This window comes from Streptomyces sp. NPDC093111 (assembly GCF_040683955.1).
Lineage (GTDB): Bacteria > Actinomycetota > Actinomycetes > Streptomycetales > Streptomycetaceae > Streptomyces.
The window spans coordinates 154,558-179,397 of record NZ_JBFBNW010000005.1; the positions used below are offsets into that span (position 1 = coordinate 154,558).

A 24,840-nucleotide genomic window follows, 5' to 3' on the forward strand; every position below is an offset into this window, starting at 1 on the left:
GCAATGCACGCAGAAGGACACAAAGGAGGGCACGGCCTCGTGACCAGGGTTCCTAATGGAGGGGTACGCGCGGCCATCGGCGCCGTGCTCGCGGTGGCGCTGACCGCCGTGCTCGCGGTGGCGCTGACCGCCGCGCTCGCGGGATGCAGCAGCACCGGCGGCAAGCGCGCGGAGGACGCCCGCAAGGCGGCCGCGGCCCAGGGACGGGCAGCGGTGGACACCCCCCGCTGGACCTTCGCCATGGTCACCCACTCGGGCGACGGCGACACCTTCTGGGACATCGTCCAGAACGGTGCCAAGCAGGCCGCGGTCAAGGACAACATCAACTTCCTCTACGCCCACAGCGACGAGGCCCAGCAGCAGGCCCAGCTGATCGACTCGTACGTGGCGAAGGGCGTCGACGGTCTCATCGTCACGCTCGCCAAGCCGGACGCGATGAAGACGGCCGTGCAGAAGGCCGTGAAGGCCGGCATCCCGGTGATCACGGTGAACTCCGGAGCCGACGCCTCCAAGGCCTTCGGTGCCCTCACCCACATCGGCCAGGACGAGACCGTCGCGGGCGAGGCGGTCGGCGACGAGCTGGACAAGCGCGGCCGGAAGAAGGCCCTGTGCGTCCTGCACGAGCAGGGCAACGTGGGCCACGAGCAGCGCTGCGCCGGGGCGAAGAAGACCTTCGGCGGCGAGCTCACCAACCTCTACGTCGACGGCACCAACATGCCCGACGTGCAGGCGTCCATCCTCGCCAAGCTGCAGTCCGACCCGTCCATCGACGCCGTCGTCACGCTCGGCGCGCCGTTCGCCGACGCCGCCGTCCAGGCGAAGAAGAGCGCGGGCAGCAAGGCCGAGGTCGACACCTTCGACCTCAACGCCAAGGTCGCCGACGCGCTCGCCGCCGGCACCCTCGGCTTCGCCGTCGACCAGCAGCCCTACCTCCAGGGGTACGAGGCCGTCGACCTGCTCTGGCTCTACCGCTACAACGCCGACGTCCTCGGCGGCGGCAAGCCGGTCCTGACCGGCCCGCAGATCATCACCAAGGACGACGCCGCCGCGCTCAAGGGCTACACGGAGCGGGGTACCCGATGAGCGCCACCGCCCCGCCACCGGCGCCCGCCGACGGCCTGGACCACGTCGACGAGCGGCTGCTGCGCACCTCGCCGATGAAGAAGCTGCTGGCCCGCCCCGAGCTCGGCTCGGTCGTCGGCGCGCTCGCCGTCTTCGTCTTCTTCGCGCTGGCCGCCGACAGCTTCGTGAAGGCCGCCAGCCTCGGCACCGTGCTGTACGCGGCGTCCACCATCGGCATCATGGCGGTGCCGGTCGCGCTGCTGATGATCGGCGGCGAGTTCGACCTCTCGGCCGGTGTGCTGGTGACCAGCTCGGCGCTGATCTCCTCGATGGTCAGCTACCAGCTGACCGCGAACGTCTGGGTCGGCGTCGGGGTCTCGCTGCTCGTCACCCTCGCCATCGGCGCGTTCAACGGCTTCATGCTGACCCGCACCAAACTGCCCAGCTTCATCATCACGCTCGGCACCTTCCTCATGCTGACCGGTCTGAACCTCGGCTTCACCAAGCTGATCAGCGGCACGGTCTCCACCAAGTCGATCGCCGACATGGAGGGCTTCCCCTCCGCCAAGAAGCTCTTCGCCTCGACCTGGACCGTCGGCGGCGTCGAGCTCAAGGTCACCATCCTGTGGTGGCTCGGCCTGGTGGCCGTCGCCACCTGGATCCTGCTCCGCACCCGCTTCGGCAACTGGATCTTCGCGGTCGGCGGCGGCTCCGACGCGGCCCGCGCGGTCGGCGTCCCGGTCTTCAAGACGAAGATCGGCCTCTACATGGGCGTGGCCTTCTGCGCCTGGATCTCCGGCCAGCACCTGCTGTTCTCCTTCGACGTCGTCCAGTCGGGCGAGGGCGTCGGCAACGAGCTGATCTACATCATCGCGGCCGTCATCGGCGGCTGTCTGATCACCGGCGGCTACGGCTCGGCGATCGGCTCGGCGGTCGGCGCCCTCATCTTCGGCATGACCAGCAAGGGCATCGTGTACGCGGAGTGGAACCCGGACTGGTTCAAGTTCTTCCTGGGCGCCATGCTGCTGCTCGCGACCCTCCTGAACGCCTGGATCCGCAAGCGCGTGGAGGCGACGAAGTGACTGAAGCGACCACGGAAGCCACCCCCGGCTCGCCCGCTCCCCTCGTGGAGCTCGACGACGTCAGCAAGTACTACGGCAACATCCGGGCCCTCGAAGGGGTGTCCCTGGAGGTCCGGGCCGGCGAGATCTCCTGTGTCCTCGGCGACAACGGCGCGGGCAAGTCCACCCTCATCAAGATCGTCGCCGGTCTGCACCGGCACGACGGCGGCACCTTCCGCATCGAGGGCGAGGACGTCGAGCTCGCCAACCCGCGCGACGCCCTGGACCGGGGCATCGCCACCGTCTACCAGGACCTCGCCGTCGTCCCGCTGATGCCGGTCTGGCGCAACTTCTTCCTCGGCTCCGAGCCCACGAAGGGCAAGGGCCCCTTCAAGCGCCTCGACGTCGACCTGATGCGCGCCACCACCCGCACCGAGCTGCTGCGCATGGGCATCGACCTGCGCGACGTCGACCAGCCGATCGGCACCCTGTCGGGCGGCGAGCGGCAGTGCGTGGCCATCGCGCGGGCCGTCCACTTCGGCGCCAAGGTCCTCGTCCTCGACGAGCCGACGGCCGCGCTGGGCGTCAAGCAGTCCGGGGTGGTCCTGAAGTACGTGGCCGCCGCACGTGACCAGGGCCTCGGCGTGGTCCTCATCACCCACAACCCGCACCACGCGTATCTCGTGGGTGATCGTTTCGTGCTCCTGAAGCGCGGTGTCATGGCGGGCAGCCACACCAAGAACTCCGTCACCCTGGACGAGTTGACCCGCCAGATGGCCGGCGGCAGCGAGCTGGAGGACCTGCGCCACGAGCTGGAACGCCCCTCCGGACCGACCTCCGCTTCGTAACGCGCCCCACACGCCACTGCTGGCAGAATCGAGCCGATGAGTACCTACCGTGACCTCACGCACCGCGGCTCGGCTCGCGGCACGGTCCTGCGGACCGTCGGCACCCGGGAGCGGCGCTCGCACCTCACCGCGCCGCGGGTGCCGACCGTCGGCATCGACATCGGCGGTACGAAGGTGATGGCCGGCGTCGTCGACGCGGACGGCAACATCCTGGAGAAGATCAAGACCGAGACGCCCGACAAGTCGAAGAGCGCCAAGGTCGTCGAGGACACCATCACCGAGCTCGTCCTCGACCTGTCCGACCGGCACGACGTGCACGCCGTCGGCATCGGCGCGGCCGGCTGGGTGGACGCCGACCGGGCCAGGGTGCTCTTCGCCCCCCACCTCGCCTGGCGCAACGAGCCGCTGCGCGACGCGCTCCAGGACCGGCTCGCCGTCCCCGTCATGGTCGACAACGACGCCAACACCGCCGCCTGGGCCGAATGGCGCTTCGGCGCCGGCCGCGGCGAGGACCACCTGGTCATGATCACGCTCGGCACCGGCATCGGCGGCGCCATCCTGGAGGACGGCCAGGTCAAGCGGGGCAAGTACGGGGTGGCCGGCGAGTTCGGGCACATGCAGGTGGTCCCCGGCGGGCACCGCTGCCCCTGCGGCAACCGCGGCTGCTGGGAGCAGTACAGCTCGGGCAACGCGCTGGTCCGCGAGGCCCGTGAGCTGGCCGCGGCCGACTCCCCGGTCGCGTACAACATCATCGAGCGGGTCAAGGGCAACGTCCCCGACATCACCGGCCCGCTCATCACCGAGCTGGCCCGCGAGGGCGACGCCATGTGCGTCGAGCTCCTCCAGGACATCGGCCAGTGGCTCGGCGTCGGCATCGCCAACCTGGCCGCCGCGCTCGACCCCTCCTGCTTCGTCATCGGCGGCGGCGTCTCGGCCGCCGACGACCTGCTCATCGGCCCCGCCAGGGACGCCTTCCGCCGCCACCTCACCGGCCGCGGCTACCGCCCCGAGGCCCGGATCGCCCGCGCCCAGCTCGGCCCCGAGGCCGGCATGGTCGGCGCCGCCGACCTCGCCCGGCTGGTCGCCCGCCGCTTCCGCCGCGCCAACCGCCGCCGGGTCGAGCGCTACGAGCGCTACGGCCGCTACGCCCAGGTCCTGCGCGGGGTCCCCGCGACGGACCGGGACCCCCGCAACCCCCAGGACCCGCCTTCATGACCCTGCCCCACCCGACGGCCCCCCAGGACGGAAAGCTCCCCGAGGACCGGCGCCACATGCTGCGCCGCCGCTGGCTCACCGCCATCACCATCGTGCTCCTCGTCGGCATCCCGGCCGGCTACCTCGTCATCTCGGCCGGTCAGAGCCGCGACAGCGGCCGCGACAAGGAGCGCGAGTCCTCCGCGGCCGGGCTCCAGGACAACTGGCCCTCCCAGATGAAGCGCCGGGTCTTCGAGATCCCCGTCCCCACGGGCGCCTGGGACGTCAGCTACTACGAGACCAGCAACTGGAAGACCAGCCGGCTCTACGTCCAGTTCACGACCACCGCGAACGGCCTCGACAGCTACCTCCACGACAGCGGCACCAGCCGCTCCGCGCTGACCCCGGGCGTCACCGTCGGCGACCACGACGCCGGCATCGTCGGCTGGGACTTCGTGCCGGCCCACGCCTGGACCGGCACGACCGTCACCCACGAGAAGCCGCGCCCCACCAGCGACATCACGGTCGACCTGACGGACCCGGCCTTCCCGCGCGTGTACGTGGTCTCCGCGACCTCGCCCTGAGGCGCGGCCACCGCTCCTTGTCGGGCGTCCGGCGAGACAGTACTGTCCGACGTACCTAATCAACTCGTTGAGTATTGAGGGGTACGTTTCCCATGCACCCGTTCCGCACGGCGGTCGAGGCCCGCGACATCGCCGCCATCGAGGCGCTGCTCGCCGAGGACGTCGTCTTCACCAGCCCGATCGCCTTCAAGCCGTACCCCGGCAAGGCGATCACCGCCGCCATCCTGCGCGCCGTGCTGCGCGTCTTCGAGGACTTCAGCTACGTCCGCGAGATCGCCGACCCCGGCGGCCGCGACCACGCCCTCGTCTTCACCGCGACCGTCGGCGGCCGGCGGATCCAGGGCTGCGACTTCCTCCACTTCGACGAGGACGGCAGGATCGACGACTTCACCGTCATGGTCCGCCCGCTCTCCGCGGCCCAGGCGCTCGCCGAGGCCATGGGGGCCCAGTTCGAGCGGATCGCCCGCGAGGCGGCGGAGCTTTCCTGACCGGCGGGGAAAGGATCTGTCTCGCCAGCACTCCCGCGCGAGGAAGGTCCGGTGCCGTGGATCCGGTGACCGAATCCCTGAACGACATCCACCGCAGACTCGGCGGCCTGCGGGACGGGAAGGTCGCCGACTACATCCCCGAGCTGGCCAGGGCCGACCCGGACGACTTCGGCCTCGCCCTGGTCAGCATGGGCGGACACGTGTACCGGGCCGGGAAGGCGGACAGCCCGTTCACCATCCAGTCGGTGTCCAAGCCCTTCGTCTACGCCCTCGCCCTGGGCGACCTCGGCCCGCGCGAGACCCTGCGCCACGTCGGGGTCGAGCCCAGCGGCAACGCGTTCAACGCCATCAGCCTGGAACCCGGCACCGGCCGCCCGGCCAACCCGATGATCAACGCCGGCGCCATCGCCACCACCGCCCTCGTCCGCGCCGACGGTCCCGCCGAACGCTTCGCCCGCGTCCTCGCCTGCCTGTCCGCGTTCGCCGGCCGCCCCCTCGACGTCGACGAGGACGTCTACGCCAGCGAGGCCGCCACGGGCGACCGCAACCGCGCCCTCGCCTACCTGATGCGCTCGGCCGGCTCCCTGCGCGCCGACCCGGCGGAGGCCGCCGACACGTACTTCCGGCAGTGCGCGGTCCGGGTCACCGTGAGCGACCTCGCCGTCATGGCCGCGACCCTCGCCGACGGCGGCCGCAACCCCGTCACCGGCGTCCGGGTCGTCGCCGAACCCGACGCCGTCCGCACCCTCGCCGTCATGGCCACCTGCGGCATGTACGACGGCGCCGGGCAGTGGCTCCTGGACGTCGGCCTGCCCGCCAAGAGCGGTGTCTCGGGCGGCCTCATCGCCGCCAGCCCCGGCCGCTTCGGCGTCGCCGTCCACAGTCCCCCGCTCGACGCCTCCGGCAACCCGGTCCGGGCCGTGGCGGCCCTCGGCGAGATGTCCGGGCGCTTCGGGCTGCACATCATGCACAACTCCGGGCTCCGCGCGGCGACCGTCACCGGCGTCGAACGCGTCGAACGCGAGGGCCGGAGCATCGGCGTCGTCACCGCCCAGGGCACCCTGGAGTTCACCGAGACCGAAGCGCTCCTGTACGCCCTGCGCGACCTCACCCCGCCCGCCGCCGGCCGGCTGGTCCTGGACCTGACGGCGGTCTCCGGCGTGCTCCCGGGCCCGGCGACCGCCCTGTCCGCCGTCCTGGCCGACCTCGTACGCCGAGGCCACCGCGTCGCCGTCGCCACCCGGCTCACCTTCGAGGAGGCGGCGGAGGGACAGCCGCGGACCTGGGAGGAGTTCGACACCCGGGAGGCCGCGCTGACCTGGGCGGGCGGCGACGGAGCCTGAGCCGCGCGAGGGGCGGCCTTACGACAACAGCATTGACGTTCCCCGAGCGCGACGGCTTTCATGACGCCCATCCGGAGCACGCATGCGTCAACAGGCCGTACCCATCGGGCAGTACGTCACAAGGAAACAGGCACATGACCGACACCACCGAGCTCGCCTACCTCCCCGCCACCGAGGCGCTGCGCCGGTTCCGCGACCGCACGCTGTCACCCGTCGAGCTGATGGGCGCCGTCATCGCCCGCGCCGAGGCCGCCGAGCCGACCGTCAACGCCCTCGCCGAGCGGACCTTCGACGCGGCGATGGACGCCGCCCGGGCCGCCGAGGCGCGCTACGCCGGCAAGGGCGAGGCCCCGCGCCCCCTGGAGGGGCTCGCCGTCGCCACCAAGGAGGAGCAGCCGATCGCCGGCCGCCTGGCCACCGACGGCTCCCTCGCCTTCAAGGACGAGGTCGCCGACGAGACCCACCCGGTCGTCGAACGGGTCCTGGCCGCCGGCGGCATCGTGCACGCCCGCACCACCACACCGGAGTTCAGCAGCGCCGCCTTCACCCAGTCGCGGCTGTGGGGCGTCACCCGCAACCCGTGGAACCCGGCCTACTCGCCGGGCGGCTCCTCCGGCGGCGCCGGCGCGGCCCTCGCGGCGGGCGAGACCACCCTCGCCACCGGCTCCGACATCGGCGGCTCCATCCGCATCCCCGCCTCGGCCACCGGCACGGTCGGCTACAAGCCCCCGTACGGGCGGGTACCGGCCATGGCGCCGTTCAACCTCGACACGTACTGCCACGACGGCCCGATGGCCCGCACCGTCGCCGACTGCGCCCTGCTGCAGAACGTCATCGCGGGACCGCACCCGCTCGACGCGGTGTCCCTGCGGCCCAAGCTGGTGCTGCCGGAGCGCTTCGAGGGCGCCGCCGGACTGCGGGTCGCGCTCTCCGTCGGCCTCGGCGACTGGCCGGTCGACCCCGAGGTCGAGGCCAACACCCGCGCCGTCGCCGACGCGCTGCGCGCCGCCGGGGCCGTCGTCGAGGAGGTCGCGGTCCCGATCACCCGGGCCCAGGTCCGCAAGGCGTCGATGATCCACTTCGGTTCGGTCTTCGGCCCGTACGTGGCCTCCGTGGCCGCCGAGCACGCCGAGCTGCTCACCCCGTACGCGCTCGCCTTCGCCGAGGAGACCGCCGCGTACGTCGCCGAGCCCGGCAGCTTCCTGGAGGGCCTGGTCGTCGAGGGCGAGATCCAGGCCGCGCTCGGCACGCTGCTCGACCGGTACGACGTCCTGCTCTGCCCGACCCTCGCCATCCCGGCCTACGCGGCCGACGACGACTACACCTCGACCGAGGTCGTCGTCGACGGCGTGACCCTCGGCCACTACATGGACGCGGCCATGACCACGGTGTTCAACATCGCCAGCCGCTGCCCGGTGCTGAGCGTGCCGTCCGGCTTCGCCTCCCACGGGGTGCCGACCGGGGTGCAGATCGTCGGCCGCACCTACGACGACACCACCGTCTTCCGCGCCGCCACCGCGATCGAGGCCGTCCGTCCGTGGGCCGGCATCCCGACCCTCTGACCCGACTGCCGGGCCGCTCAAGGCCGTTGGGGTAGGTTCCCCCGCATGACCACACCCGACGGACCGACCGCACCCGGCGCCGCCGCCTGGCCGCCGCCCGCCCCGATACGCACCGCCCGGCTCGCGCTCCGCGCGTCCGAGGCCCGGGACCGGGCGGCGTTCGTCGACCTGTTCTCCTCGCCGGAGGTGGGCACCCACATCGGCGGCGCCCGCCCGCGCGAAGAGGTCGAACGCACGATGCCCGAGGTCCCCGGGCAACGCCCCGGCTGCTTCGTCGTCGACCTCGACGGCACGATGATCGGACTCGTCACCCTCGACCCGCGCGGCCCGGACCGCCCCGCCCCCGGCGCCACCGAACTCGGCTACCTCCTCCTGCCGCACGCCTGGGGCAAGGGCTACGCCGCCGAGGCCTGCGCGGCCGCCCTCGACTGGTTCACCACCGGCCACCCCGGCGCACCCGTCCTGCTCGTCACCCGCACCGCCAACACCCCCTCCCTGCGCCTCGCGGAGAAACTGGGCTTCACCGAGGTGGAGCGCTACGAGGAGTACGGCGCCGAGCAGTGGCTCGGGACACGCTGAGCGCGCGCCGCCGCCCCTTCATGGAGAAACGGTGCGGGATCCGACCCGGCGACGTGCGGTCGGACGGGAGATGAGAGGGTCGGGCGAGTGAGTGAGACAGCGACGAACCCCCTGCAATACCGATCCGACGGCCCGGAGGACGCCCCCGTCCTGGTCCTCGGCCCGTCCTTGGGCACCACCTGGCACATGTGGGACCGGCAGATACCGGAGCTCACCCGCACCTGGCGGGTCGTCCGCTTCGATCTGCCCGGGCACGGCGGCGCGCCCGTGCAGCCCGCCGGATCGGTGGCCGAGCTCGGGGACCGGGTGCTCGCCACGCTCGACGAGCTGGGGATCCAGCGGTTCGGGTACGCGGGCTGCGCGCTCGGTGGGGCCATCGGGCTCGACCTGGCACTCCGGGCGCCGCACCGGGTGGCCTCGCTCGCCCTGGTCGCCACCTCGCCCCGCTTCGGCACCCCCGACGAGTTCCGCCAGCGCGGGGTGATCGTGCGGACCAACGGTCTGGAGCCGATCGCCCGCACCGCGCCCGAGCAGTGGTTCACCCCCGCCTTCGCCTCCGCGCAGCCCGCCATCGTCGACTGGGCCGTGCAGATGGTCCGCACCACCGACCCCGGCTGCTACATCGCCGGCTGCGAGGCGCTCGCCGTCTTCGACGTCCGCGAGGCGCTGGGCCGGATCGCGGTCCCCGCGCTCGTGCTGGTCGGCGCCGACGACCAGGTCACCGGCCCGGCCGAGGCCCGTACCCTGGTCGCCGGGATCGCCGACGCGCCGCTGGCCGTCGTCCCCGGCGCCTCCCACCTGGCGCCCGTCGAGCAGCCCGCCGCCGTCACCGAACTGCTCGTCGGGCACTTCGCCGGCCTCGCCTCGGACACCGGCTCCCTCACCGCCCCGCCGATGCCGCCCGGCCCCGCCCCCGTCGCCACCGCCGGGGAGCCGGCCCCCGCCGCGCCCGCCGAGGACGAGCGGGCGCCGCTCCCGGACCCGTACGAGCACGGGCTCAAGCTGCGCCGGGAGATCCTCGGCGACGCCCAGGTCGACGAGGCCCTGGCCGACGAGTTCGGCACCGACTTCCAGGGCCTGGTCACCCGCTTCGCCTGGGGCGAGGTGTGGAGCCGCGACGGCCTCGACCGGCGCACCCGCAGCGCCGTGACCCTCGCCGCGCTCATCACCGGCGGCCACCACGACGCCCTCGCCGACCACACCCGGGCCGCCCTGCGCAACGGCCTCACCCCGGACGAGATCCGCGAGATCCTGCTGCAGACCGCCGTCTACTGCGGCCTGCCCGCCGCCGAGAGCGCGCTGCGGGTCGTCGGGCGGGTCGTCAAGGAGGACACCACACCGCAGGCCTGACCGGCCTAGGGTGGGTGCCGTGAAGCTGACGAAGAACACCCACGCCTGTGTCCGGCTGGAGAAGGACGGGCGGTCGCTCGTCATCGACCCCGGCGCGTTCACCGAGCAGGACGCCGCGCTCGGCGCGGACGTCCTGCTCGTCACCCACGAGCACCCCGACCACTTCGACGAGGGGCACCTGCGGGCCGCCCTGGACGCGAACCCGGCCGCCGAGCTGTGGACGCTGCGGAGCGTCGCCGAGCAGCTGACGGCCGCGTTCCCCGGCCGGGTCCGCACCGTCGGGCACGGCGACACCTTCAGCGCGGCCGGCTTCGAGGTCCAGGTGCACGGCGAGCTGCACGCCGTGATCCACCCCGACATCCCGCGGGTCACCAACGTCGGCTACCTCGTCGACGGGTCCGTCTTCCACCCCGGCGACGCCCTCACCGTCCCCGACCACCCGGTGGAGACCCTGCTGCTCCCGGTGATGGCCCCCTGGAACAAGATCTCCGAGGTCATCGACTACGTGCGCGAGGTGAAGCCGCGGCGCGCCTACGACGTCCACGACGCCCTGCTCACCGACCTCGCCCGGCCGATCTACGACCGCCAGATCGGCGCCCTCGGCGGCACCGACCACGGACGGCTCGCCCCGGGGGCCTCCGCCGAGCTGTGAGCGGGGTCCCGGTGACTGTCACAGGGCGCGGCTAGGCTTGCGCCCATGCGCATCGCCACCTGGAACGTCAATTCGATCACGGCCCGACTGCCCCGGCTCCTGGCCTGGCTGGAGAGCACCGGCACCGACGTGCTGTGCATCCAGGAGACCAAGTGCACCGCCGAGCAGTTCCCCACCGAGGAGCTCCGCGCACTGGGGTACGAGTCGGCCGTCAACGCCACCGGCCGGTGGAACGGGGTCGCCCTGATCTCCCGGGTGGGCCTGGAGGACGTCGTCACCGGGCTGCCCGGCGGCCCCGACTACGAGGGCGTGCAGGAGCCCCGGGCCATCTCCGCGACCTGTGGCGGCGTCCGCGTCTGGTCGGTCTACGTGCCGAACGGGCGGGAGGTCGACCACGACCACTACGCGTACAAGCTGCGCTGGCTGGAGGCGCTCAAGGCCGCCGTCGCCGACGACGCGGCGGGCGAGCGCCCCTTCGCGGTGCTCGGCGACTACAACATCGCCCCGACCGACGAGGACGTCTGGGACATCGCCGAGTTCGAGGGCGCGACCCACGTCACCGCCCCGGAGCGGGCCGCGCTCGCCGGACTGCGCGAGACCGGGCTCGGCGACGTGGTGCCCCGCCCGCTGAAGTACGCCCACCCGTACACGTACTGGGACTACCGCCAGCTGCGCTTCCCGAAGAACAAGGGCATGCGCATCGACCTGGTCTACGGCAACAAGCCCTTCTCCGACGCCGTCAAGGACAGCTACGTCGACCGCGAGGAGCGCAAGGGCAAGGGAGCATCCGACCACGCCCCGGTCGTCGTCGACCTCGACGTGTGACCGACGGGGCGGCGTCCCCGACCGGCGCGGGCCGGCCGGGCCGTCCACTCCCGATGATCTCCGCGCGCCGGGTGGTGCCCCGGGAGGGACCGATGCGACGCTGTTCGGATGAACATTCCTTTCCTGGACAACTGGCGCAAGAAGCATGATGCGGGGCGTTCCCCTCTGGTCTCGGCCTTCGACCGGGACCCGGAGGGGGCCGCCGAACTGCTCGCCGAGTGCGAGCTGCTGCGCGCCCGTGCCCAGGAGGCCGGGGTGGCGCTCGACGACACGCCCCGCTCCCTCGCGGCGCTCGACCAGCTCCCGCCGCGCTGGCGGGACGACCCCGAGGAGCTGCCCTGGCTCGGCAACGACGCGGGGCTGTACCTGGGCACGGTCATCGTGCGCACGGTCGCCGCGGCCGGCTGGCGGCTGCGCCCCGACGGGCAGCCGGTCGTGCTGCTGCCCTCCGGCCGCGAGGTCAACGTGGTGGAGGCCGGGCTCGACTGGGCCGCCACCGGTGCCCCCGAGCTCTCCCAGGTCTACGCGGAGTCGGCGGAGTACTGACGGCCCGCCGCTCCTTCCGCAGTAAATACGGCTTATCGCGCTTATCCCGCTTTCATGCGTGTCGGCGGTGAAGTCCCTTTCCGAGCTGGATAGTTTGCGCTGACCTCGACACCGGCCGAGAGACACAGGGGCAGGGGCAGCGTATGGGCGTCGTCGACGAACCGTTGATCGAACTGCGTGGCGTCAACAAGCACTACGGCACGCTGCACGTCCTCCAGGACATCGACCTCACCGTCGGCCGCGGCGAGGTGGTCGTCGTCATCGGCCCCTCCGGCTCCGGCAAGTCCACGCTCTGCCGTGCCATGAACCGCCTGGAGGCCGTGGAGTCGGGCGAGATCCTCATCGAGGGGCAGCCGCTGCCCGAGGAGGGCCGGGCGCTCGCCCGGCTGCGCGCCGAGGTCGGCATGGTCTTCCAGTCCTTCAACCTCTTCGCCCACAAGACCGTCCTCGCCAACGTCTCGCTCGCGCAGATCAAGGTCCGCAAGCGGAAACGGGACGAGGCCGACCGGCGCTCCCGCGAACTCCTCGAACGCGTCGGACTCGCCGCGCAGGCCGACAAGTTCCCCGCCCAGCTGTCCGGCGGCCAGCAGCAGCGCGTGGCCATCGCCCGCGCCCTCGCCATGGACCCCAAGGCGCTGCTCTTCGACGAGCCGACCTCCGCCCTCGACCCGGAGATGATCAACGAGGTCCTGGAGGTCATGCAGCAGCTGGCCCAGGAGGGCATGACGATGGTGGTCGTCACCCACGAGATGGGCTTCGCGCGCTCCGCCGCCAACCGCGTGGTCTTCATGGCCGACGGCCGGATCGTCGAGGACCGCGCGCCCGAGGACTTCTTCACCGCCCCGCGCAGCGAGCGCGCCAAGGACTTCCTGTCCAAGATCCTCAAGCACTGACCGGACCGGGAGCCATGCAGCGTACGAAACGAACCCTCGCCGCGCTCGCCCTGCTGCTCGCCGCCGCGTTCGGCGGCACCGCGGGCTGCGGCAAGGAGGGCAGTCCGCCGGTCAAGGGCCCCCAGCCCGGCCAACTCCCCGTCTACCAGGTCCGGTCGGGTTTCACCCTGCCCGACTCGCCGACCTGGGACCGGGCGAAGAAGCGCGGCCACCTGGTGGTCGGCGCCAAGGAGGACCAGCCCTACATGGGCGAGAAGGACCCCGCCACCGGCACCTACTCGGGCTTCGACATCGAGATCGCCCGCATGATGTCCGCCTCGCTCGGCTTCGACCCGGCCACCATCCAGTTCCGCACCATCGCCTCGGCCAACCGCGAGACCGCCCTGCAGAACGGCCAGATCGACTACTACGTCGGCACGTACACGATCAACGACAACCGCAAGAAGCTGGTGGGCTTCGCCGGCCCCTACTACATGGCCGGCCAGTCGCTGCTCGTGCGCACCGACGAGAACGACATCCACGGGCCGCAGGACCTCGACGGCAAACGGGTCTGCTCGGCCGCCGGATCGACCCCGTACCAGCGCATCCAGAAGGAGTACCCGAAGGCCGAACTCGTCGCGTACGACACCTACTCGGTCTGCGTCGACAACCTGCTCACCTACCAGGTCGACGCGGTCACCACGGACGACACCATCCTCATGGGGTACGCGGCCAAGGTGCCCGACGAGCTCAAGCTGGCCGGGAAGCCGTTCTCGAAGGAGCCCTACGGCATCGGCGTGCCGCACGACGACAACGCGCTGCGCTTCGCGCTGGACGACGCCATCGCGGCCCACGAGAAGAACGGCGACTGGAAGAAGGCCTACGACGTGACCCTCGGCCTGTCCGGCGTGCCCGCCCCGACACCGCCCGCCATCGACCGCTACCCGGCGGGCTGAGGAAGGAGCACCGCCTCCCATGGACGTCCTGACACAGAACTTCTCGCTCTACGGCGACGGCTTCCTCGGCACCGTCGAACTCACCTTCTATGCCTCGATCCTGGCCCTCGTCCTCGGCTTCCTGATGGCCTCGTTCCGGGTCGCGCCCGTGGGCTCCTTCCGGGTCTTCGGCACCGTGTGGGTGACCATCCTGCGCAACACCCCGCTCACCCTGCTGTTCTTCGCGGTGATGCTGGGACTGCCCCGGTTCGGGCTCGTGCTGCCCTTCAAGCTGTTCGCGATCCTCGCGCTCGGCTGCTACACCTCGGCCTTCATCTGCGAGGTGCTGCGCTCCGGCATCAACACCGTGCCCCTCGGGCAGGGCGAGGCCGCCCGCAGCCTCGGCATGAGCTTCGGGCAGACCCTCGGCGCCGTCGTCCTGCCGCAGGCCTTCCGTTCGGTGATCCCGCCGATCGGCTCCACCCTCATCGCCCTCGCCAAGAACTCGGCCATCGCCGGGGCGTTCAGCGTCACCGAACTCCTCGGCACGTACAAGACCCTGAGCGAGCTCGGCTACAACATCGTCTGGACCTTCGTCTGGATCGCCGTCGGCTACCTCATCATCACCCTCGCCATCAGCGCGCTCTTCCACGTCCTGGAGAAGCGCTGGGGAGTCGCCCGATGACCACCGCCGCCGCCGCCGCCTCCACCGCGCTCTACGACATCCCGGGCCCCCGCACCCGCAAGCGCCACCTGATCTACGGACTGATCTCGACCGTCGTCATCCTGGGACTCGCGGCCTGGGTCCTCTATCTCCTCTTCGACACCGGCCAGTTCACCGCCACCAAGTGGGCGCCCTTCACGTACAAGGGCATCCAGGAGCTGCTGCTGCGCGGCCTCGGCAACACCCTCAAGGCCTTCGCGTACGCCTCGGTGCTCTCGCTCGCGCTGGGCGCGGTGCTCGCCACGGGGCGGCTCTCCGAGCACCGGGTCTTCCGCTGGACCTGCACGGTGCTGGTGGAGTTCTTCCGGGCCATGCCGGTCCTGGTGATGATCTTCTTCATCTTCGTGGCCCTCAAGGTCCAGCCGCTGCCCGCGCTGGTGGCCGGCCTCGCCCTGTACAACGGCTCGGTGCTCGCCGAGGTCTTCCGCACCGGCATCCACGCGGTGGCCCGCGGCCAGCGGGAGGCGGCGTACGCGCTCGGCATGCGCAAGACCCAGGTGATGACGTACGTGCTGGCACCGCAGGCGCTGCGGGCCATGCTGCCCGCCATCATCAGCCAGCTGGTGGTGGCGCTGAAGGACACCTCGCTCGGCTACCTCATCACCTACGAGGAGTTCCTGCACGCGGGCAAGCTGATCGCGTCCAACCTCGACTACGACCTGCCGTTCATCCCGGTCGTGATGGTGATCTCGCCCATCTACATCGGGATGTGCATGCTGCTCTCCTGGTTCGCCACCTGGGTGGCCAGGCGGGAGCGGCGCAGTCCGCGGACCAGGGCCGCGGACGTGGCCCCCGCCGAGCCGGTCACGGTGCTGCCGGGCCGGGACTAGCCCGCCCCGCACGGGCCCTGCCCGCCCGGCAGCAGCCGGTGATCACTCCGTCCGAAGCGGTACCGACACGTACGACGGGTCGGCCGTGGGGGAGGAGAAGGTCAGCTGCGCGCCGGTCGGGTTGTGCTCGATGTAGAGCGGGTCGACGGTGTCGACGACCAGGGCGAGCCGGTGTCCGGCGGGCACGTCGTACGCGGTGGAGAACAGGTCCAGGTCGACGGCGAAGGGCTTCCCCGGGGTCCGGTCGTGGAAGGTGTACGGGGCGTTGGTCACCAGCTTGCCGACGCCGAGCGGGCCCACGTCGTAGAGGTACGCGACGAAGGTGCCGCTCTCCGCGGTGGGGGTGACGGTGGTGTGCAGCCGGGCCGTGCCGCGTACCCGCTGCGCGGTGGCGTACCGCTCGGACTGCCAGACGCCGGCGAAGGCGCGGGGGAGCAGCGGGATCGAGGCGACCGGGGGTGCCTGGAAGAACTGGTCGAGCAGGTTGGACAGCATGACGATGCCGCCGTTGGCGCCGGAGTCGACGTTGGCCCAGACGTGCTCGGAGCCGGCCAGCGCGAACTTCCGCCGGTCGGCGTTGACCGACTTCCAGTCCGCGTACCCCTCGTAGCCGGCGTCGGAGCGGGGCTTGAGCTGGACGGGCTGCTCGCGGTCGACGCCGTTGTCGGCGCCCTTGAGGTAGTGGTCGAACCAGCGGTGGGCGTTGGTCCAGGTGTCGTTGGGCAGTCCGAGCAGGCCGGTGGCCTCGGCGGTGGCGTGGTCGCCGGGGCGGAACTCCAGCCGCTTGGGGCCGCTGAGCTTCTCGTAGAAGCTCGCGAACTGGTTGGGCGGGAAGATCGTGTCGCCCCAGGCGTTGCCGAGCATGACCGCCGGGCGGTTGGTGTTGAGGGCGTCCAGGTAGGTGACGGCGGAGCGCTCGCGCCCCCAGGCGATCATCTCGTCCTCCTTGTCCAGGTTGGACGAGAGGAAGTCGGCGAGGATCTGCTGGAGTTCGGGGCCGGGGCGCCCGGTGAGGTAGCCGGCGCCGCCGAGCAGGGCGGCGGCCTGGAGGTGCTGGGTGCGTCCGCTGTAGATGGAGTCGATGAGGTCGGCCCAGCCGCTGAGCGCGGCGACGGCCTTGATCCGCTTGTCGTGCGCGGCGGCGAGCAGGCTGATGCCGGCGCCGTAGGAGACGCCGGCCATGCCGACCTTGGCGGGGTCCGCGGGGGTGTGGGCGAGCGCCCAGTCGATGACGAGGGAGGCGTCCGCGATGTCCTTGGGGCCCGCGGTCTCGATCTCGCCGCCGGACTGCCAGAAGCCGCGCGAGTTGTAACTCACCACGACGTAGCCGGAGTCGGCCAGCTTCTTGGCCTGGGCGAGGTACTCGACCTGGGGCATGGCCCAGCTGGTGGGGAGCACGATCACCGGGTAGCGGGACGAGCCGTCGGCGCCGGCCGGGGTGACGACGTTGGCCTTGAGGACGGTTCCGCCGTCCCCGGCGATGTCGACGAAGCGGAGGGAGGCGTCGGCCTGGGCGGCCTGGGCGGCGGGGGCGAGCCCGAGGGCCGTCCCGGCGACGAGGGCGGCCGAGACGGCGAAGGCCAGGGCTGTGCGCACGGGTCACTCCTCACTGGTGCGTTGAGTGGGGGGCAGTGAAAGTGACCCGACGGTAACCTCGGTGGCTTACTCCAGGTAACCGGTCGGTAAGTTACGCGAGGGTAACGATTGTTGAGGCGTCCACCTCACGACAGCGCGCCCGTGCCTCCACCGCGTCCGCGAGGCCCCGCCGCCTCCCCGTACCGCCGCACGGCGAGGAGGACCCACGGAAAACGCGCCGGCCTGTCATCATGGTGACGTCTTCACCCCTACGGGAGGGCCGTTGAGCGACGCGAGCGACGTACGCGAAGGGCCCGGCGCGAGCCACGTGCCCGAGGTGCCCGACGTCTTCGACCCGCGGCTCTACGTCGAGGGCATCCCGCACGACCGGTTCCGCGTCCTGCGCGACCACCACCCCGTCGCCCGCCAGGACGAGTACGAGGTGCTCGGCTGGCCCGCCGGCCCCGGGTTCTGGGCCGTCACCCGGCACGCCGACGTCCTGCGCGTCTTGAAGGACCCCGGCACCTGGTCCTCGCACCTCGGCGCCACCCAGATCCGCGACCCCGACCCCGCCGACCTGCCGTTCATCCGGCGCATGATGCTCAATCAGGACCCGCCCCACCACGGGAGGCTGAGGCGTCTGGTCAGCCGCGCCTTCACCCCCGGCCGGATCGAGCGCTTCGCCGGCACCGCACGGCTGCGGGCCCGCGGACTGCTGCGCGACGCGCGCGAGGCGGGCGGCGTGACCGACCTCGTCCGGGCCGTCACGGACGACTACGCGCTGCTCAACCTCACCGACCTCCTCGGCGTGCCGCCCGACGACCGCGGCCTCCTGCACACCTGGACCGAACGGGTCATCGCCTACCAGGACCCCGACGAACCGCCCGTCCTCGACGCCGACGGGCGCCCGGTCAACCCCCGCTCACCGGCCATGCTCGCGGACATGTTCGGCTACGCGCAGGACCTCGCCGCGCACAAGCGCGCCCACCCCGCCGACGACGTCATGACCGTCCTCGCGCACTCCGAACTCCAGGACGCCGAACTGGAGATGTTCTTCTTCCTGCTCACCGTCGCGGGCAACGACACCGTCCGCAGCGCCGCCCCCGGCGGCGTGCTCGCGCTCGCCGGACACCCCGACGAACGGCGCCGCCTCTGGGCGGGCGACCGGGACGTCGACACGGCCGTCGGCGAACTCCTGCGCGTCCACCCGCCCGTGCTGCACATCCGGCGCACCGCCGCCCGCGACACCGAGCTCGCCGGAGTGCCGATCCGCGCCGGGGACAAGGTCGTCGTCTTCCACGCCTCCGCGAACTTCGACGACCGCGTCTTCGCCGACCCCCACCGCCTCGACCTCACCCGGACGCCGAACCCTCAGCTCTCCTTCGGCGACGGCCCGCACGTCTGCCTCGGCGCCCACTTCGCCCGGCTCCAACTCCGGCTCCTCCACGAGGAGATCAGGGACGCCTGCGCGGACCTGGAGACCGCCGGACCGCCCCGGCGGCTGGTCTCCCACTTCATCAACGGCGTCAAGTCGCTGCCGGTACGGGTGGAGTGGCGGGGCTAGGCGTCAGCGCCCGCCGGGTCACGTCGGCCACCAGCTCCACGACGTCGGGGCCGTACGCCTGCGAGTTGACCACCCTCAGGAGCAGCACGAAGCTGCCGCCCCGGTGGGAACGCGCGAGCCGCTCGTGGTGCCGGGCCAGATAGCGGGTGGCCGCCTGGTTGGTGATGGCCCGCTGGCCGCAGAACAGGAACACCGGGCGCCCGCCCTCGCCCGCGGTGACCCGGGCGAGCAGGACGTACTCGGACACGCCCGGCTCCATGAGGTAGCGGTCCTCGCCGATCCGTATCGCCCCCCGCTCCTCCACCGGCTCCCGCGCCACGCTCATCGTCAGACCGGGCAGAAGGGACGAGAGGTGCGCCGCCATGCGCCGGTTCGACCCCGGGCCGCCGACGCAGAACTCCGTGCGGTCGCCGAAGCCGAGCCGGGCCAGATCGTGCTGGACGATCTGCGCGTGCGCACCGCAGTCCTTGATCAGCGCGGCGAGTTCGAGCAGCGCCGAGACGTCGAAGCGGTGCACGGCCCCGTCGTTGCCCGCCTCCCGGTTGACGACCAGCAGGCACTCCGAGTGGTGGGGGAGGCCGAAGAAGGCCTGCTTCCGGCGGAGCCCGCGTCGCCAGAGGTGGGTGCGGGTCAGCCAGCCGAGGGAGCCGCTGACCCCGGTGGCGAGCACGCCCAGCACGATGTTGCGCAGGTCTTCGTTCATGGGCGCGCATGCTAGCGGGGGAGCGGGCCGTTGTTCGAGGGGCGTCCGCGTGACAGTCCTGTTGCGGCCCGGACGCGCTCCTGACGGGAGCACGGGCAGAAGTTACGCTGCGGGGACGGGCGTTGACTGGAGGTACGGATGCAGTCTCGAATGCGGCGTTCGACCGCGCGGAACCTGGCGGTCCTCACCGTCGCCGCGACGGTCCTCTCGGTGGGTGCCGCGGCACCCCCGACGGCTGCGGCACCGCCGCCGCCCGCCAAGGTGCCCGTCGCCAGCGGCTGGGGCGGCGCGGTGTCCAGCGTGGACGCGGACGCGTCGGCAGCCGGCATCGAGGTGCTGCGCAAGGGCGGCAACGCGGTGGACGCCGCCGTCGCCGTCGCCGCCGCGCTCGGCGTCACCGAGCCGTACTCGGCCGGCATCGGCGGAGGCGGCTACTTCGTCTACTACGACGCCAGGACCCGTACGGTCCACACCGTCGACGGGCGCGAGACCGCGCCCCGCTCCGCCGACGCCGGACTCTTCGTGGAGAACGGCAAGCCCATCCCCTTCGAGGAGGGGCAGACCAGCGGTCGCGGCGTCGGCACCCCCGGCACCCCCGCCACCTGGGACACCGTGCTCGACGAGTGGGGCAGCAGGCCGCTGGGCAGGCTCCTCGAACCCGCCGAGCGGCTCGCCCGCCAGGGCTTCACCGTGGACGCGACCTTCCGCGCCCAGACCGCCGCGAACGAGGCCCGCTTCCGCGACTTCCCCGCCACCTCCGCACTCTTCCTGCCCGGCGGGCAACTGCCGGTCGTCGGCACGACGTTCAAGAATCCCGACCTGGCGCGGACGTACGCGAAGCTGGGCCGCGAGGGCGTCGGCGCGCTCTACCGGGGCCCGCTCGCCCGCGACATCGTGAACACCGTCCAGCGCCCGCCGGTCCGCGCGGGCGCCACCCGCGTGGTGCGCTCCGGCGACCTGACGGAACGGGACCTCGCCGGCTACGACACGATCCAGCGCAAGCCCACGAAGGTGTCCTACCGCGGCCTCGACGTCTACTCCATGGCGCCGTCCTCCTCCGGCGGCACCACCGTCGGCGAGGCCCTCAACATCCTGGAGGGCACCGACCTCTCCCGCGCCTCGCAGGCCCGCTACCTGCACCGCTTCATCGAGGCCAGCCGGATCGCCTTCGCCGACCGGGGCCGCTGGGTCGGCGACCCGGCCTTCGAGGACGTCCCGGCCCGCGCGCTGCTCTCCCAGCGGTTCGCCGACTCCCGGGCCTGCCTGATCCGCGACGACGCCGTCCTGACCAGCCCGCTCGCACCCGGCGACCCGCGCCACCCGGCGGCCTGCGCGAGCGGCGGGACGGCCGCGCCGACGCCGTACGAGGGCGAGAACACCACCCACCTGACGGTCGCCGACAAGTGGGGCAACGTCGTCGCCTACACGCTGACCATCGAGTCGACCGGCGGCAGCGGCATCACCGTCCCCGGGCGCGGCTTCCTGCTCAACAACGAGCTGACCGACTTCTCCTTCGCCCCGGCGAACCCGGCCGTCCACGACCCCAACCTGCCGGGCCCCGGGAAGCGTCCGCGCTCCTCCATCTCGCCGACGATCGTGCTCGACAAGACCGGCCGGCCGGTGCTCGCGCTCGGCTCGCCGGGCGGCGCGACCATCATCACCACCGTCCTCCAGACCCTCACCGGGGTCGTGGACCGGGGCCTGCCGCTGGTCGACGCCATCGCCGCGCCCCGGGCCAGCCAGCGCAACCAGGCCACCACCGAGCTCGAACCCGAGCTGTGGAACAGCCCGCTCCGCGCCGAACTCGAAGCGATCGGCCACGGCTTCCGCCAGAACCCGGAGATCGGCGCCGCCACCGGTGTCCAACGCCTCCCGGACGGCCGCTGGCTGGCCGCGGCGGAGCCGGTCCGCAGGGGCGGCGGCTCGGCGATGGTGGTCCGGCCGGCGCCCTGAGTGGCCACGGCCGCGCTCAGAGTGCGGTCAGCACGCGCGGCCCCTCGTCCGTGATCGCCACGGTGTGTTCGGCGTGGGCCGCGCGGGAGCCGTCGAGGGTGCGAATGGTCCAGCCGTCGCGCGCCGTGTAGTGGGCGTCGAGGCCGCCGCCGGCGAGCATCGGTTCGATCGCGATCACCATGCCGTGCCGCAGCGGCACGCCCCGGCCCGGGCGTCCCTCGTTGGGGATGCCCGGGTCCTCGTGCATGGTGCGGCCCACGCCGTGGCCGCCGAGGCCGTCGGGGATGCCGTATCCGGCGCGGCGGCAGACCCGGCCGATCGCGTGCGCGATGTCGCCGACCCGGTTGCCGACCGTCGCCGCCGCGATCCCCGCCTCCAGCGCCTCGTACGCCGTGTCGACGAGCCGGGTGTCCTCGGGGCGGGCCCGGCCGACCGTGAAGCTGACGGCCGCGTCCCCGACCCAGCCGCCCAGGACGGCCCCGCAGTCCGCGCTGACCAGGTCGCCGTCGGCGAGCGGGGTGCCGTCGGGGATCCCGTGCACGATCGCGTCGTTCACCGAGAGGCAGAGTACCGCCGGGAAGGGCCGCGGGGCCCACTCCGGGTGGTAGTCCAGGAACGGCGATCCCGCCCCCGCCCCGGTCAGCACCTCCCGGGCCACCCGGTCCAGTTCGGCCGGTGTGACACCGGGCGCCGCCTTCTCCCGTACGGCCGCGAGGGCCTGCGCGACCACCCGGCCGGCCTCGCGCATCGCCAGCAGGGTCGCATCCGTCTTGATCTCCATCATGCCAATTACTATACCGGTATTAGAATGGGTGGCATGGTGCGCACACCCCTCACCCCAGAAGAGCGCGAACGCGGCGAACGCCTCGGCACGCTGCTCCGCGAAGCCCGCGGCGGGCGCTCGATGGCCGAGATCGCCGCGGCGGCCGGCCTCTCCGCCGAGACCCTCCGCAAGATCGAGACGGGCCGGGCCCCGACCCCGGCCTTCTTCACCGTCGCCGCCCTCGCCGGGGTGCTCGGCCTGTCGATGGACGAGCTCGTGACCCGCTGCGCCCTCGCCCCCGTGTAGGAGGGGTGCCGAGTGGACCGGCCGCGCCGGAGGGGGGACGCTGGAAACGAGCGTCCGGGTGTGCCGAGGGCGTAGCGAACGGAGCCTCCGCCCGGCCGGGAAGGGCCGCGTCATGCGCATGCTGCTGAAGGTTCAGATGGACACGCCGGCCTCCAACGAGGCCATCAAGTCGGGCACCCTCCAGAAGACCATGGAGGCCGCGCTCGACAAACTGCGTCCCGAGGCCGCCTACTTCACCGTCGAGGACGGCTGCCGGACGGCGTATCTCTTCTTCGACCTGATCGACCCCTCCGACCTGCCGATGATCTCGGAGCCCTTCTTCGTCGGGCTCGACGCCAAGATCCACTACTCGCCCGTCATGAACCCGGAGGACCTGCGCAGGGGCCTCAGTGCCATCCAGCCCAAGGGCTGACCGGTCCGTCACGTCCCGCTCCGCCCCGGGCCGTCCGGCGGCCCGGGAGACCCTCACCCGCGCCGTCGCCCCGGCCCCTGCGTAGGCTCCCGGGCATGACGCCCGACACGATCCCCGACGAGCTGCGCCACGGCCGCTACGTCAGCCTCACCACCTTCCGCAAGAACGGCACCGGGGTCGCCACCCCCGTCTGGTACGCGGTGGACGGCGACCGGCTGTACGCCTGGACCCGCACCGACTCCTGGAAGGTCAAGCGGCTGCGCCGCGACCCCCGGACCGTGGCCGCCGTCTGCGACGTGCGCGGGAACGTCCCCGAGGGGGCCGTCCGGGTGGAGGGCACGGCCCGGCTGGTGACGGGGGAGGAGCTGCGCCGGGTGCGCCGGCTGCTCTCCCGCAAGTACACCTGGCAGTTCTGGGCCGTCGACTGGCCCGCGACCGTCGCCCGCCTCGGAAAGCGCCCCCACACCGGGATCGTCGTGAGCTTCCCCGGCGCCTGACCGAAAACTCTGCGTAGCCGTCCCGTAACACGACTGCGGTCCAATGCCCGGGACCGAAAGGCAGGGTTATGACGGTGCATCAACTCCCGGCGGAGCAGGTCACGTTCGCCGGCTGGCTGAGCGAGCTCGCCGGCCGGCTCCGGCCGGGCGAGGGCTGGTACGGGGTCTTCGCCGCCCGCGACCCGGAGGGCCTGCGCGCCTGCTTCGACGGTACGGAGCTGCCGCCCTGGGACCTCGTCGCCTCCCTGCTCCAGGACCTCGGCGAACCGCCCGGCGGCCCCCGGGCCGTGCGCGGCCTGGCCCTGCACGGGGCCGCGGCGGCCGCCCACGACCGCGCCCCGGACGCCGCGCGGACCCTCGCCGCCCGCCACCGCCAGGCACACCGGGCCGCCGCCGACGCCGAGACCCGCCTCCACCACCTGTCCGCCACCCCCGGCCCCGCCCTGGCCTGGGCCCGCGACGACCTGACCCGCTCCCGGGCCCGGGTGGCGGAACTCGCGGCACGGATGACGAGGCTGGCGGGGACGGGGGCGGCGGGAGCGGCGGGAGCGGCGGGAGTGCCGGGGGTGGCGGGAGTGCCGGGGGTGGTGACCGTGGCCCCGGCGGCGGGGGCGGCAGCGGCCCCGAGCGTGGCCCCGGCCCCCGCCCCACCCCCGGCCGACTCCGTGCGCCCGCCCAAGCGCCGCCCCCGCGGCGCCCGCTACGCCTGGCTGGACGACGCCGCCGACGGTCCGGCGCAGGCCGCCGTCCCCGAGCTGCCCGCGGGGGGCGCGGCCCCGCGCGGAGCCCGGTTCGGCGGGGCGCCGGCCGCCGCCCCGGTGCCCGCCCCGGCCGTCGCCCCGGTGCCCGCCCCGGCCGCCGACCCCGGGCACGCGGCCCGCGCCGCGGGGAACGCCGTCTACGCCCTGCGCCGGCTGCGCGCCCAGGGGCGGGGCGGTGACGCGCACGGGCTGCTGTGCGAGGCGCTGGCCGGGCCGCCCGCCTGGCTGCCGGTCCTGGCGGCCGAGCTGCACCGCGCCGGTCTGGCCGCCGACTGGGACACGCTGCTGTGGGAGGCCGCCGCACTGCCACCGGCCCGGCTCGCCGCGGTCGCGGGTGCCCTCGCCGACGCCGGCCGCCCGCACGACCGCGACCAGCTCCTCCGCCAGGGCGTCGCCCGCCCCGTGGCGGAACTGGCCGACGCCTGCGCCGTCCTGGCCGCCGAGGGGCACGACCCCGAGGCGCAGGCCCTGCTCACCGCGTTCGTCCGCACCCGCACACCGGAGGACGCGGCGCGCCTGGCCGCCCTCGACCCCGCCGCCCTCACGCCCCGGCTGCTCGCCGCGGCCCGCGCCGTCTCGCCGTCGCACGCGCGCGACCTGCTGCACGCCCTGCGGGTCGCCGGTCTGGCCTGAGGCGACGGGCCTGTCCGGCCTGAGGTGCCGGACCCGTCCCGCCCGCCGGCCGGCCCGCGGAAGGCTCGTACAAGGGCGCGATCGGGCCGAAGAGGACGTGTCGGTACGTGTCCGACGTGGACCACTCGGGTATGAAACATGATCGACTCGGCCGGTTCACGGCAGTGGTCTTGCTCCGGGCTGTGACGGGGCTTACGTTCTCCTCCTACGCACCGCGT

Annotated in this window: 26 protein-coding genes; 23 read left to right on the top strand and 3 right to left on the bottom strand. The window is 72.8% G+C overall.

The features are described 5' to 3' along the window. Positions 1-99 precede the first annotated feature (99 nt). The 17 genes from AB0Q96_RS10035 to AB0Q96_RS10115 all read left to right on the top strand — a co-directional run bounded on the left by AB0Q96_RS10035 (position 100) and on the right by AB0Q96_RS10115 (position 15,455). On the top strand, positions 100-1,083 hold the full coding sequence (locus AB0Q96_RS10035; RefSeq protein ID WP_365324043.1) for a sugar ABC transporter substrate-binding protein: 984 nt from the start codon (positions 100-102) through the stop codon (positions 1,081-1,083). After that, positions 1,080-2,144, top strand: coding sequence for an ABC transporter permease (locus AB0Q96_RS10040; protein ID WP_365323575.1), 1,065 nt, complete (start codon positions 1,080-1,082; stop codon positions 2,142-2,144). The genes AB0Q96_RS10035 and AB0Q96_RS10040 overlap by 4 nt, the downstream gene beginning before the upstream one ends. After that, complete coding sequence (locus AB0Q96_RS10045) at positions 2,141-2,971, top strand: ATP-binding cassette domain-containing protein (RefSeq protein WP_365323577.1); 831 nt, start codon at positions 2,141-2,143, stop codon at positions 2,969-2,971. The genes AB0Q96_RS10040 and AB0Q96_RS10045 overlap by 4 nt, the downstream gene beginning before the upstream one ends. 36 nt (positions 2,972-3,007) lie before the next feature. Next, positions 3,008-4,186 carry an ROK family glucokinase gene (locus AB0Q96_RS10050; RefSeq protein WP_365323579.1) on the top strand — a complete coding sequence of 393 codons (1,179 nt, stop codon included), beginning with the start codon at positions 3,008-3,010 and terminating at the stop codon, positions 4,184-4,186. Then, positions 4,183-4,749 (top strand): hypothetical protein, encoded by a 567-nt coding sequence (locus tag AB0Q96_RS10055; RefSeq protein ID WP_365323581.1) that lies wholly within the window; start codon positions 4,183-4,185, stop codon positions 4,747-4,749. The genes AB0Q96_RS10050 and AB0Q96_RS10055 overlap by 4 nt, the downstream gene beginning before the upstream one ends. A gap of 92 nt (positions 4,750-4,841) precedes the next feature. Next, positions 4,842-5,237, top strand: coding sequence for a nuclear transport factor 2 family protein (locus AB0Q96_RS10060; protein WP_365323583.1), 396 nt, complete (start codon positions 4,842-4,844; stop codon positions 5,235-5,237). 56 nt (positions 5,238-5,293) lie between these two features. Then, positions 5,294-6,580, top strand: coding sequence for a glutaminase A (gene glsA / locus AB0Q96_RS10065; protein WP_365323585.1), 1,287 nt, complete (start codon positions 5,294-5,296; stop codon positions 6,578-6,580). Positions 6,581-6,714: 134 nt separating this feature from the next. Further along, positions 6,715-8,142, top strand: a complete 1,428-nt coding sequence (locus AB0Q96_RS10070; RefSeq protein ID WP_365323587.1) for an amidase — start codon at positions 6,715-6,717, stop codon at positions 8,140-8,142. Between the two features lie 45 nt (positions 8,143-8,187). Next, positions 8,188-8,721, top strand: a complete 534-nt coding sequence (locus AB0Q96_RS10075) for a GNAT family N-acetyltransferase (RefSeq protein WP_365323589.1) — start codon at positions 8,188-8,190, stop codon at positions 8,719-8,721. A gap of 87 nt (positions 8,722-8,808) precedes the next feature. After that, positions 8,809-10,071, top strand: a complete 1,263-nt coding sequence (locus AB0Q96_RS10080) for an alpha/beta fold hydrolase (RefSeq protein ID WP_365323591.1) — start codon at positions 8,809-8,811, stop codon at positions 10,069-10,071. 19 nt (positions 10,072-10,090) lie between these two features. Beyond that, positions 10,091-10,723 carry an MBL fold metallo-hydrolase gene (locus AB0Q96_RS10085; RefSeq protein ID WP_365323593.1) on the top strand — a complete coding sequence of 211 codons (633 nt, stop codon included), beginning with the start codon at positions 10,091-10,093 and terminating at the stop codon, positions 10,721-10,723. A gap of 45 nt (positions 10,724-10,768) precedes the next feature. Further along, positions 10,769-11,548, top strand: a complete 780-nt coding sequence (locus AB0Q96_RS10090; RefSeq protein ID WP_365323595.1) for an exodeoxyribonuclease III — start codon at positions 10,769-10,771, stop codon at positions 11,546-11,548. A 108-nt stretch (positions 11,549-11,656) separates the two neighbouring features. After that, on the top strand, positions 11,657-12,094 hold the full coding sequence (locus AB0Q96_RS10095; RefSeq protein ID WP_365323597.1) for a DUF6278 family protein: 438 nt from the start codon (positions 11,657-11,659) through the stop codon (positions 12,092-12,094). A gap of 143 nt (positions 12,095-12,237) precedes the next feature. After that, complete coding sequence (locus AB0Q96_RS10100) at positions 12,238-12,987, top strand: amino acid ABC transporter ATP-binding protein (protein WP_365323599.1); 750 nt, start codon at positions 12,238-12,240, stop codon at positions 12,985-12,987. A 14-nt stretch (positions 12,988-13,001) separates the two neighbouring features. Next, positions 13,002-13,922 (top strand): glutamate ABC transporter substrate-binding protein, encoded by a 921-nt coding sequence (locus AB0Q96_RS10105; RefSeq protein ID WP_365323601.1) that lies wholly within the window; start codon positions 13,002-13,004, stop codon positions 13,920-13,922. A gap of 19 nt (positions 13,923-13,941) precedes the next feature. Beyond that, the gene (locus AB0Q96_RS10110; RefSeq protein ID WP_365323603.1) at positions 13,942-14,586 is read left to right on the top strand and encodes an amino acid ABC transporter permease; all 645 of its coding nucleotides are present in this window, start codon (positions 13,942-13,944) and stop codon (positions 14,584-14,586) included. Beyond that, complete coding sequence (locus AB0Q96_RS10115) at positions 14,583-15,455, top strand: amino acid ABC transporter permease (protein WP_365323605.1); 873 nt, start codon at positions 14,583-14,585, stop codon at positions 15,453-15,455. Before AB0Q96_RS10110 ends, AB0Q96_RS10115 begins: the two co-directional genes overlap by 4 nt. A gap of 42 nt (positions 15,456-15,497) precedes the next feature. Here AB0Q96_RS10115 and AB0Q96_RS10120 read toward each other — a convergent pair whose 3' ends face one another. Next, entirely contained in the window at positions 15,498-17,051 is a 1,554-nt protein-coding gene (locus AB0Q96_RS10120; RefSeq protein WP_365323607.1) for an alpha/beta fold hydrolase, read from the bottom strand. A gap of 262 nt (positions 17,052-17,313) precedes the next feature. Between AB0Q96_RS10120 and AB0Q96_RS10125 the strand changes: the two genes are divergently transcribed. Next, positions 17,314-18,594 (top strand): cytochrome P450, encoded by a 1,281-nt coding sequence (locus AB0Q96_RS10125; protein WP_365323609.1) that lies wholly within the window; start codon positions 17,314-17,316, stop codon positions 18,592-18,594. Here the strand turns inward: AB0Q96_RS10125 and AB0Q96_RS10130 are convergent. Further along, entirely contained in the window at positions 18,557-19,297 is a 741-nt protein-coding gene (locus AB0Q96_RS10130; protein WP_365323611.1) for a hypothetical protein, read from the bottom strand. The two genes, AB0Q96_RS10125 and AB0Q96_RS10130, sit on opposite strands and share 38 nt — an antisense overlap. Positions 19,298-19,447: 150 nt before the next feature. On the opposite strand from AB0Q96_RS10130, the gene ggt reads away from it, so the two are divergent. Further along, a complete protein-coding gene (ggt, locus tag AB0Q96_RS10135) occupies positions 19,448-21,250 on the top strand; it encodes a gamma-glutamyltransferase (RefSeq protein WP_365324044.1) in 1,803 nt (600 codons plus the stop codon). 16 nt (positions 21,251-21,266) lie between these two features. On the opposite strand, the gene map is transcribed toward ggt, so the two are convergent. Continuing rightward, positions 21,267-22,034: a type I methionyl aminopeptidase gene (gene map, locus AB0Q96_RS10140; RefSeq protein ID WP_365323613.1), complete on the bottom strand. Its 768-nt coding sequence runs from the start codon at positions 22,032-22,034 to the stop codon at positions 21,267-21,269. 33 nt (positions 22,035-22,067) lie between these two features. Here map and AB0Q96_RS10145 point away from each other — a divergent pair, with 33 nt between their 5' ends. The 4 genes from AB0Q96_RS10145 (at position 22,068) to AB0Q96_RS10160 (ending at position 24,622) form a co-directional block, all read left to right on the top strand. Then, complete coding sequence (locus AB0Q96_RS10145; protein WP_046911809.1) at positions 22,068-22,319, top strand: helix-turn-helix transcriptional regulator; 252 nt, start codon at positions 22,068-22,070, stop codon at positions 22,317-22,319. A 112-nt stretch (positions 22,320-22,431) separates the two neighbouring features. Further along, positions 22,432-22,731 (top strand): hypothetical protein, encoded by a 300-nt coding sequence (locus AB0Q96_RS10150; RefSeq protein ID WP_365323615.1) that lies wholly within the window; start codon positions 22,432-22,434, stop codon positions 22,729-22,731. Positions 22,732-22,826: 95 nt separating this feature from the next. Next, entirely contained in the window at positions 22,827-23,228 is a 402-nt protein-coding gene (locus AB0Q96_RS10155) for a PPOX class F420-dependent oxidoreductase (RefSeq protein WP_365323617.1), read from the top strand. Between the two features lie 68 nt (positions 23,229-23,296). Continuing rightward, positions 23,297-24,622 (top strand): UL36 very large tegument protein, encoded by a 1,326-nt coding sequence (locus tag AB0Q96_RS10160; RefSeq protein ID WP_365323619.1) that lies wholly within the window; start codon positions 23,297-23,299, stop codon positions 24,620-24,622. Positions 24,623-24,840: the final 218 nt, after the last annotated feature.